At 65.0% G+C, this 8,751-nt stretch carries 8 protein-coding genes; 5 read left to right on the top strand and 3 right to left on the bottom strand.

Translation table 11 applies throughout. From position 1 onward, the window contains the following. Positions 1 to 254 precede the first annotated feature (254 nt). The 3 genes from M1B34_RS33115 to M1B34_RS33105 are packed head-to-tail and all read left to right on the top strand — an operon-like array spanning position 255 to position 2,846. Positions 255 to 953: a CoA transferase subunit A gene (locus M1B34_RS33115; protein ID WP_123331450.1), complete on the top strand. Its 699-nt coding sequence runs from the start codon at positions 255 to 257 to the stop codon at positions 951 to 953. 37 nt (positions 954 to 990) lie between these two features. Beyond that, entirely contained in the window at positions 991 to 1,650 is a 660-nt protein-coding gene (locus M1B34_RS33110) for a CoA transferase subunit B (RefSeq protein ID WP_123331448.1), read from the top strand. A gap of 14 nt (positions 1,651 to 1,664) precedes the next feature. Then, positions 1,665 to 2,846 carry an acetyl-CoA C-acetyltransferase gene (locus M1B34_RS33105; RefSeq protein ID WP_268267373.1) on the top strand — a complete coding sequence of 394 codons (1,182 nt, stop codon included), beginning with the start codon at positions 1,665 to 1,667 and terminating at the stop codon, positions 2,844 to 2,846. A 93-nt stretch (positions 2,847 to 2,939) separates the two neighbouring features. On the opposite strand, the gene chrA is transcribed toward M1B34_RS33105, so the two are convergent. Beyond that, positions 2,940 to 4,295 carry a chromate efflux transporter gene (gene chrA, locus M1B34_RS33100; protein ID WP_268267372.1) on the bottom strand — a complete coding sequence of 452 codons (1,356 nt, stop codon included), beginning with the start codon at positions 4,293 to 4,295 and terminating at the stop codon, positions 2,940 to 2,942. A gap of 82 nt (positions 4,296 to 4,377) precedes the next feature. After that, positions 4,378 to 5,277 carry a LysR family transcriptional regulator gene (locus M1B34_RS33095; RefSeq protein WP_123331442.1) on the bottom strand — a complete coding sequence of 300 codons (900 nt, stop codon included), beginning with the start codon at positions 5,275 to 5,277 and terminating at the stop codon, positions 4,378 to 4,380. A gap of 127 nt (positions 5,278 to 5,404) precedes the next feature. On the opposite strand from M1B34_RS33095, the gene lysA reads away from it, so the two are divergent. Then, complete coding sequence (gene lysA, locus M1B34_RS33090; protein WP_268263994.1) at positions 5,405 to 6,637, top strand: diaminopimelate decarboxylase; 1,233 nt, start codon at positions 5,405 to 5,407, stop codon at positions 6,635 to 6,637. 54 nt (positions 6,638 to 6,691) lie between these two features. Here the strand turns inward: lysA and M1B34_RS33085 are convergent, their stop codons facing one another. Then, complete coding sequence (locus tag M1B34_RS33085; RefSeq protein ID WP_123331440.1) at positions 6,692 to 7,690, bottom strand: bile acid:sodium symporter family protein; 999 nt, start codon at positions 7,688 to 7,690, stop codon at positions 6,692 to 6,694. Between the two features lie 87 nt (positions 7,691 to 7,777). Here M1B34_RS33085 and M1B34_RS33080 point away from each other — a divergent pair, with 87 nt between their 5' ends. Beyond that, a complete protein-coding gene (locus M1B34_RS33080; protein ID WP_123331437.1) occupies positions 7,778 to 8,566 on the top strand; it encodes an AraC family transcriptional regulator in 789 nt (262 codons plus the stop codon). Positions 8,567 to 8,751: the final 185 nt, after the last annotated feature.

The following is an 8,751-nucleotide window of genomic DNA, read 5'->3' as shown; positions in this document are numbered from 1 at the left end:
TGGTGGGGAGCTCCAAGGGGGCGGCAGCAGCAAGAGAAAAGCCGGATTGGGCTTGTGGCTTGCCGCTTGCCGCTTTGCCGCTTGCCGCTTGCCGCTTGCCGCTTTGTCGCTTGCCGCTTGCCGCTTGCGACTATTATCCCGTTTTCCAAATCAATCAACCATAAAAAACAACTTAACAAATCAATCCGGCAGCGCAACACTGCGACTCATTCGGCTTCTCCGCCGACCGCGAACAACAAGAGAGGATGGTGCATATGGCAGGTTTCGATAAACGCGTAGCGTCGTACGCCGAGGCTCTGGAAGGTCTGGAAGACGGCATGACGGTACTGGCCGGCGGCTTCGGCCTGTGTGGCATTCCCGAGAACCTGATCGCCGAGATCAAGCGCCGCGGCACTCGCGAGCTGACAGTGGTCTCCAACAACTGCGGCGTGGATGGCTTCGGCCTCGGCGTGCTTCTGGAAGACCGGCAGATCCGCAAGGTGATCGCCTCCTACGTCGGTGAAAACGCCCTGTTCGAGAAGCAGCTGCTCAGCGGCGAAATCGAAGTGGTGCTGACCCCCCAAGGCACCCTGGCGGAAAAAATGCGAGCAGGCGGTGCCGGCATCCCGGCTTTTTTCACCGCCACCGGCGTCGGCACCCCCGTTGCCGACGGCAAGGAAACCCGTGAATTCAATGGCCGCCCGTACCTGATGGAAGAGTCCATCACTGGTGACTTCGCCATCGTCAAAGGCTGGAAGGCCGACCATTTCGGCAACGTGGTGTACCGCCACACCGCCCAGAACTTCAACCCCCTGGCGGCCACTGCAGGCAAGATCACCGTGGTCGAAGTGGAAGAAATCGTCGAGCCGGGCGAGCTGGACCCGACGCAGATCCACACCCCGGGCATTTACGTCGACCGGGTCATCTGCGGCACCTTCGAGAAGCGCATCGAACAGCGCACCGTGCGCAAGTGATCGCCCGCTCCCAGCCCGACTAAAAAGGACAACAAACATGGCTCTTACCCGCGAACAAATGGCTCAACGCGTCGCCCGCGAAATGCAGGACGGCTACTACGTCAACCTCGGCATCGGCATTCCGACCCTGGTGGCCAACTACATCCCCGACGGCATGGAAGTCATGCTGCAATCGGAAAACGGCCTGCTGGGCATGGGCGCCTTCCCCACCGAGAGCGAAGTCGACGCCGACATGATCAACGCCGGCAAGCAAACCGTGACCGCCCGCACCGGCGCCTCGATCTTCTCTTCCGCCGAATCCTTCGCCATGATCCGTGGCGGCCACATCGACCTCACCGTGCTGGGGGCCTTCGAGGTGGACGTGGAAGGCAACATCGCCTCCTGGATGATCCCCGGCAAGCTGGTCAAAGGCATGGGCGGCGCCATGGACCTGGTGGCCGGTGCCGAGAACATCATCGTCACCATGACCCACGCCTCGAAAGACGGCGAATCCAAGCTGCTGCCCCGTTGCAGCCTGCCGCTGACCGGTGCCAACTGCATCAAGCGCGTGTTGACCGACCTGGCCTACCTGGAGATCGAGAACGGCGCCTTTATCCTCAAGGAGCGCGCCCCTGGGGTGAGCGTCGAGGAAATCGTCAGCAAGACCGCCGGCAAGCTGATCGTGCCGGACCATGTGCCTGAAATGCAGTTCGCCTGAGGAGGAATGATTCCATGCAAGACGTCGTCATCGTTGCCGCCACCCGTACCGCCGTCGGTAGCTTCCAGGGCTCCCTGGCCAACATCAGCGCCGTAGACCTGGGCGCTGCCGTCATCCGCCAACTGCTGGCGCAAACCGGCCTGGACGGTGCCCAGGTGGATGAAGTGATCATGGGCCAGGTGCTCACCGCCGGCGCTGGCCAGAACCCGGCACGCCAGGCCGCGATCAAGGCCGGCCTGCCCCACGCCGTGCCGGCCATGACCCTGAACAAAGTCTGCGGCTCCGGCCTCAAGGCCCTGCACCTGGCGGCCCAGGCCATCCGCTGCGGCGACGCCGAGGTGATCATCGCCGGCGGCCAGGAAAACATGAGCCTGTCCAACTACGTCATGCCCGGCGCCCGCACCGGCTTGCGCATGGGCCATAGCCAACTGGTCGACACGATGATCAGCGACGGCCTGTGGGACGCGTTCAACGACTACCACATGGGCATCACCGCCGAAAACCTGGTGGAAAAATTCGGCATCAGCCGTGAAGCCCAGGACGCCTTTGCCGCCGCCTCGCAACAGAAAGCCGTGGCCGCCATCGAGGGCGGGCGTTTTGTCGATGAAATCACCCCGATCCTGATTCCCCAGCGCAAGGGCGACCCGGTGGCCTTCGCTCAGGACGAACAGCCGCGGGCCGGCACCACGGCCGAATCCCTGGGCAAACTCAAGCCGGCCTTTAAAAAGGACGGCAGCGTCACCGCCGGCAACGCCTCGTCGCTGAACGACGGCGCGGCGGCAGTGATCCTGATGAGCGCGGCCAAGGCCCAGGCCCTGGGCCTGCCGGTGCTGGCGAAAATCGCCGCCTATGCCAACGCCGGTGTCGACCCGGCGATCATGGGCATCGGCCCGGTCTCGGCCACCCGTCGCTGCCTGGACAAGGCCGGCTGGACCCTGGAGCAACTGGACCTGATCGAAGCCAACGAAGCCTTTGCCGCCCAGGCGCTGTCGGTGGGCCAGGAGCTGGGTTGGGACGCGAGCAAGGTCAACGTCAACGGTGGCGCCATCGCCATCGGCCACCCCATCGGTGCCTCGGGTTGCCGGGTGCTGGTGACCCTGCTGCACGAGATGCTCAAGCGCGACGCCAAGAAAGGCTTGGCGACCTTGTGCATCGGCGGCGGCCAGGGCGTGGCGCTGGCCATCGAACGGGCCTGACCCCACAGGTTCAACGCCCGGCTGGCGGACCCACGATATCCTCCGGCCGGGTGGCAACACCCCCGGCGCACCCTCGGTGCGTCGGGGTCCTGCCTACCCCCACACATGCACCGCCAACCCCGCCAAACCGCAGCCGAGCAACACCTGAATCACCCCGCGCTTGAACACCAGCAACGCCAACGCCGCCGCCAGCGCAATCAACGCCGAAGGCATGTCCAATGGGCCGTTGAAGCCGTTCGGCCAGAGCACGTGATAAGCGAAAAAGCACCCCAGGTTGACAATCACCCCCACCACCGCTGCGGTAATCCCGGTCAAGGGCGCGGTGAACTTGAGCACGTTGTGGGTCGACTCCACGAGCGGGCCGCCGGCGAGAATGAACACGAATGACGGCAGAAACGTGAACCAGCTCACCAGCCCCGCCGCCACCGCACCCGCCAGGAAAGCCTGCTGCGGCCCGAACACCTGCAACACATAGGCACCGATAAAGCCGACAAAGGCCACCACCATGATCAGCGGTCCGGGGGTGGTTTCCCCCAAGGCCAGGCCGTCGATCATCTGGGTCGGCGTCAGCCAGCCGTAATGGCCCACTGCGCCCTGATAGACATAGGGCAGCACCGCGTAGGCACCGCCGAAGGTCAGCAAGGCCGCCTTGGTAAAGAACCAGCCCATCTGGGTCAGGGTGCCGTGCCAGCCGAATAGCAGGGTCAGGATGGCCATGGGCAGCGCCCACAACAACGCCCCCACTACCACCAGCCGGGCCAGTTTCCAGGGGCTGAAACGGGCGTGCTCCGGGGTGGGCGTGTGGTCATCGATCAGCGCCGGGGCGCCGGCCTTTTTCGCCGGGCCGTGGCCGCCGCCGGCAAAGGCCCGGGGGGCCAGGCGCCCGCCAAGATAACCGAGCGATGCCGCCCCCAATACGATCAGCGGGAACGGCACGTTGAAGGCGAAGATGGCGGTGAACGAGGCCCCGGCAATCGCCCACAGCCACTGGTTTTTCAAGACCCGCACGCCGATGCGCACCGCGGCCTGGAGCACGATGGCGGTCACCGCCGGCTTGATCCCGTAAAACACCCCGGCCACCACCGGCACGTCGCCCAAGGCGATGTACAGCCACGACAGGGCAATCAGGATAAACAGCGACGGCAGCACAAACAGCAGGCCGGCGATGATGCCGCCACGGGTCCGGTGCAGCAGCCAACCGATGTAGGTCGCCAGTTGCTGGGCTTCGGGCCCGGGCAGCAACATGCAGTAGTTCAGGGCATGCAGAAATCGTGCTTCGGAGATCCAGCGACGGCGCTCCACCAGCTCCTGGTGCATGATCGAAATCTGCCCGGCCGGCCCACCGAAGCTGATAAAGCCCAACTTGAGCCAGAACCAGAAGGCTTGCGCCAGGCTGACAGGCGCCGGCGGCGCGGCTGAAGGGGCAATCGGCGGGGCGGCGTCAGGCATGGTGCGTTCCTGGACAGTTGGGGGCAGTCGCAAGCCGCCACGTTACGGCTAAAGCGTGAAAGCACCAAGACAGCAAACGCCTCTAAGACCCCGTCAGACGCAACGCCTCCTCACGCAATGACACGCAGAAGGCTTCGACAAAGCTCGACGAGGGTCGGTAGTCCGGGCGGATCAGCATCACCCGGTAGGGAATCGACAGTTGCAATGGGCGGATCACCAGCCCTCGGCCCTGCTCTTCCAGCGCCGTCAGCGGGTTGATGATCGCTACCCCCAGGCGCTGCCGGACCATGGCACACACCGAAGCGGCGCTGGTGGTTTCCACCACCACTCGACGGTCGACGCCGGCCTGGCGAAAGTGTTCGTCGAGGGTCTGGCGGTACAGGTCCAGGCCGGAAAGGTTGATAAAGTCCACGCCCTGGAAATCCTCCAGGGCCAGTTGCGCCTTGGCCAGCAGCGGATGCCCGTCCGGCAGCACGCAGACCATGTCGGCACAGAACAGCAGCTCGCCCTGGGTTCCGCGCGGCACATGCTCGTTTTCGGTCAGGCCCAAGTCATGGCGCTGGGCGCTGAGAGACTCTTCCAGCAGGGGCGACTCCTGGGCGGTGATGCTCAGGCCGATGCCGGCGTGCTGGTGTTGAAAATGCTTGAACACCCGGGGCAGCAGGGTCTGGGAGAACAACGGCAGGCAGGTGATGCTCAACTGGCCGTGTTCGAAACGCCGCATCGACTGGGCCAGGCTGTTGATCCGCTCCAGACCCACATACGCCCGCTCCACCTCTTCGAACAGCAGCATGGCCTGGGCCGTGGGCAGCAGACGGCCGCCTTCGCGGTCGAACAGCTTGAGCCCGGACAGGCTCTCCAGCCGGGCCAGTTCACGGCTCAGGGTCGGTTGCGAGGTGAACAGCAGGCGCGCCGCGCCGGTGACGCTGCCGGCCTGCATGATGGCGCGAAACACCTCGATATGCCGCAGGGAAATCTGCACGGTTGGGCTCCAGGAAAAACCAGGCCCATATCAGAACTGAATCGACTGACAAAAAATAGATATTTTATTGAATAGCTCGCCTTGGGCATGCTGGCCCTCTCCTTTAGGCCGCCAACAGCAGATCGCCATGCCCTTCTCCCCCGCACAACTGACCGCCGCCGTTCGCCAGCACGGCACCCCGCTGTGGTGCTATGACGCCGCCACCATCCAGGCGCGCATCGCCCAGTTGCACGTCTTCGACGTGGTGCGCTATGCGCAGAAAGCCTCGTCCAACCTGCACCTGCTGCGCCTGATCCGCGAAGCCGGGGTGCAGGTCGATGCGGTGTCACTGGGGGAAATCGAGCGCGCCCTGCTGGCCGGCTTCAGCCCAGCGGGCGACCCGGCTGGAGTGGTGTTCACCTGCGATCTGTTCGACGCCCCGACCCTGGCGCGGGTGGTGGAGTTGCAGATCGAGGTCAACGCCGGTTCCATCGACATGCTGCGCCAACTGGGCGAGCGCTCCCCGGGCCATCGGGTGTGGCTGCGCATCAACCCCGGCTTTGGCCACGGCCACAGCCGCAAAACCAACACCGGCGGCGAGAACAGCAAGCACGGTATCTGGCACGAGCAGATGGATGACGCCCTGGCCGTGATCCGCCAGCACGGCCTGCACCTGGTGGGCCTGCACATGCACATCGGTTCCGGCGTGGATTACGCCCACCTGGAGCAGGTCGGCGCAGCCATGGTCGCGGCGGTGAAAGCCCTGGACCACGACATCGAGGCCTTCTCCATCGGCGGCGGCTTGTCCACGCCTTATCGCGAAGGCGACGAACCGGTGGACGTACAGCGCTACGCCGCTGCCTGGAGCCAGGCCCGCCAGGAGATCGAAGCCTTCCTCGGGCACAAGGTGCGCATGGAAATCGAACCGGGGCGGTTCCTGGTGGCCGAGGCCGGTTGCCTGGTGAGTGAAGTGCGGGTGGTGAAAGACGCCGGCCAGCATCACTTCGTGCTGGTGGACACCGGCTTCAACGACCTGATGCGCCCGGCCATGTACGGCGCCTACCACGGCATGAGCCTGCTGGGTGCCGACGGCCAGCCGGTGCAGCGTCCCGAGCGCCTGAGCGTGGTCGGCGGCCCGCTGTGCGAGTCCGGCGATATCTTCACCCAGGACGACCAGGCCCTGACCCCGCACCTGCTGCCGCAAGCCCAGGTCGGTGATCTGCTGGTGATCCACGACACCGGGGCCTATGGCGCCAGCATGTCGTCCAACTACAACAGCCGGCCGCTGCTGCCGGAGGTGTTGTTCGAAAACGGTGAAGCCCGCTTGATCCGCCGTCGCCAGCCCCTGAGTGACCTGCTGGAGCTGGAACTGGGGCTTTGACCCAGGCATGAAAAAGCCCCGCTGCGGACTGCGCAGCGGGGCTTTTTTTTGGCCTCAGGGATCGACCTGGGCCATCAGTTCCGGCACCGACTCCGGGCGCTTGGCGTAACGCTGGGCCAACACCGCGCAGACCATCAGCTGGATCTGGTGGAACAGCATCAGTGGCAGGATCAGCACGCCGATGGTGCTGCCGGCGAACAACACTTGGGCCATGGGCACGCCGGTGGCCAGGCTCTTCTTCGAGCCGCAGAAGAGGATGGTGATGCGGTCTTCCTGGCTGAAGCCAAAGGCCTTGCCCAGCAGGCTCGACGCCAGTAGCACCAGGGCCAGCAGCACGCAACAGGCCAGCACCAGGCCCAGCAGTTCCAAGGGCGGAATCTGCTGCCAGATGCCTTCGTTCACCGCTTCGCTGAAGGCGCCGTAGACCACCAGCAGGATCGAACCCTGGTCGACGAATTTCAGCCAGCTTTTATTGCGCCCGACCCAGGCACCGATCCAGCGCCGGGCAATCTGCCCGGCGACGAACGGCAGCAGCAGTTGCACGCTGATCTTGAGGATCGCATCCACGGTCGAACCACCGTCACCGTGGACATTGAGCAGCAACGTCACCAGCAGCGGCGTAAGGAAGATGCCGAACAGGCTGGAGGCCGCGGCACTGCAGATCGCCGCCGGGATGTTGCCCCGGGCCAGGGAAGTAAAGGCGATCGCCGACTGCACTGTGGCCGGCAAGGCGCAAAGGTAGAGCATGCCCAGGTACAGCTCGTTGCCTACCAACGGTGACAGCAGCGGCTTGAGGGCCAGGCCCAGCACCGGGAACAGCACAAAGGTCAGGCCGAACACCAACAGGTGCAGGCGCCAGTGGCCGGCTCCGGAAATGATCGCCTCCCGCGAGAGCTTGGCGCCGTGGAGGAAAAACAGCAGGGCAATGGCGATGTTGGTCAGCCAGCCAAAGCCCACGGCCACCTGGCCGCTGGCGGGCAGGAAGCTGGCGAGCAGGACCACCGCAACCAGGGTCATGGTGAAGGTGTCGGGTAACAGACGGGAAAGCTTCATGGGCAGGATCATCCAGGGGGTTGCCAAAAACCGTGGAGCGACTCTAACGTGCTCGCTGTTTGCCGACTAACGCCAATGAGCCAGTAAATGCCGACTAAAGGACATGAAAAAGCCGTTCGGCGCAGTATTCCAGGGCTTCCCAGCCTGCCGCGACCGATTTACGGTCGCACCGAATCCCTGCCCAACCGCGCCTTGACCCGGCGCCACAGCCACCCGTGGGTGCAACTGTCCTATGCGATTGCCGGGGTGCTGGAGGTGCAGACCAGCGCCGGGCGCTTTGTCGCCCCACCGCAACGGGCGGTGTGGATTCCGGCGGGCATGCCGCACCAAGTGTTCAGCTCGCCGCGCACGGAAATGCGCAGCCTGTACCTGGATTGCAGCGTCACCGCCTGGGCCGCCGAGCGCTGCCAGGTGCTGGCGGTGAGCAGCCTGCTGCGGGAGCTGATCCGCAGTTTCAGCGAGCTGCCGGTGGAATACGCCGAAGACGCGGCCGAAGGGCGCCTGGCCCAAGTGCTGCTGGACCAGTTGGCCGCTGCGCCGCAACTGGACCTGATGCTGCCGCTGCCCCACGACGCGCGCCTGCGGCAGATCTGCCGCAGCCTGCAACAGCACCCGGAACAGGCCACCACCTTGAGCCAGTGGGGGCAGAAACTGGGGGTGACGGAGAAAACCCTGAGCCGGCTGTTCCTCGCCGAGACCGGCCTGACCTTCCGCGCCTGGCGCCAGCGCCTGCGCCTGCTCGGGGCACTGACGCCGCTGGAACAGGGCGAACGCGTCACCGACGTGGCCCTGGCCTGCGGCTACGACTCTACCTCCGCCTTTATCGCCGCCTTCCGCCAACAATTCGCCACCACCCCCGGCGAATACTTCCGCTAGCCCCTGCCCAGCAAGAGCGGGACGCGGAGCGTCCCACACGGGGGACCGTGGGAACGCGCGGTGAGGCGCCTGGCCTCTGTGGGAGCCGGCTTGCTGGCGATGGCGAGCTCACCGGGCGCTATCGCTGGCAAGCCAGCTCCTACATAAACCTGCGCCTACAAACGGTGAGCGGTGCAATGTCGTAG

Origin of the sequence: Pseudomonas morbosilactucae, from assembly GCF_023241715.1 — a bacterium.
Lineage (GTDB): Bacteria > Pseudomonadota > Gammaproteobacteria > Pseudomonadales > Pseudomonadaceae > Aquipseudomonas > Aquipseudomonas morbosilactucae.
Note: the sequence above shows the minus strand (reverse complement) of the source record. Positions and strands in the feature narration are given on the sequence as shown.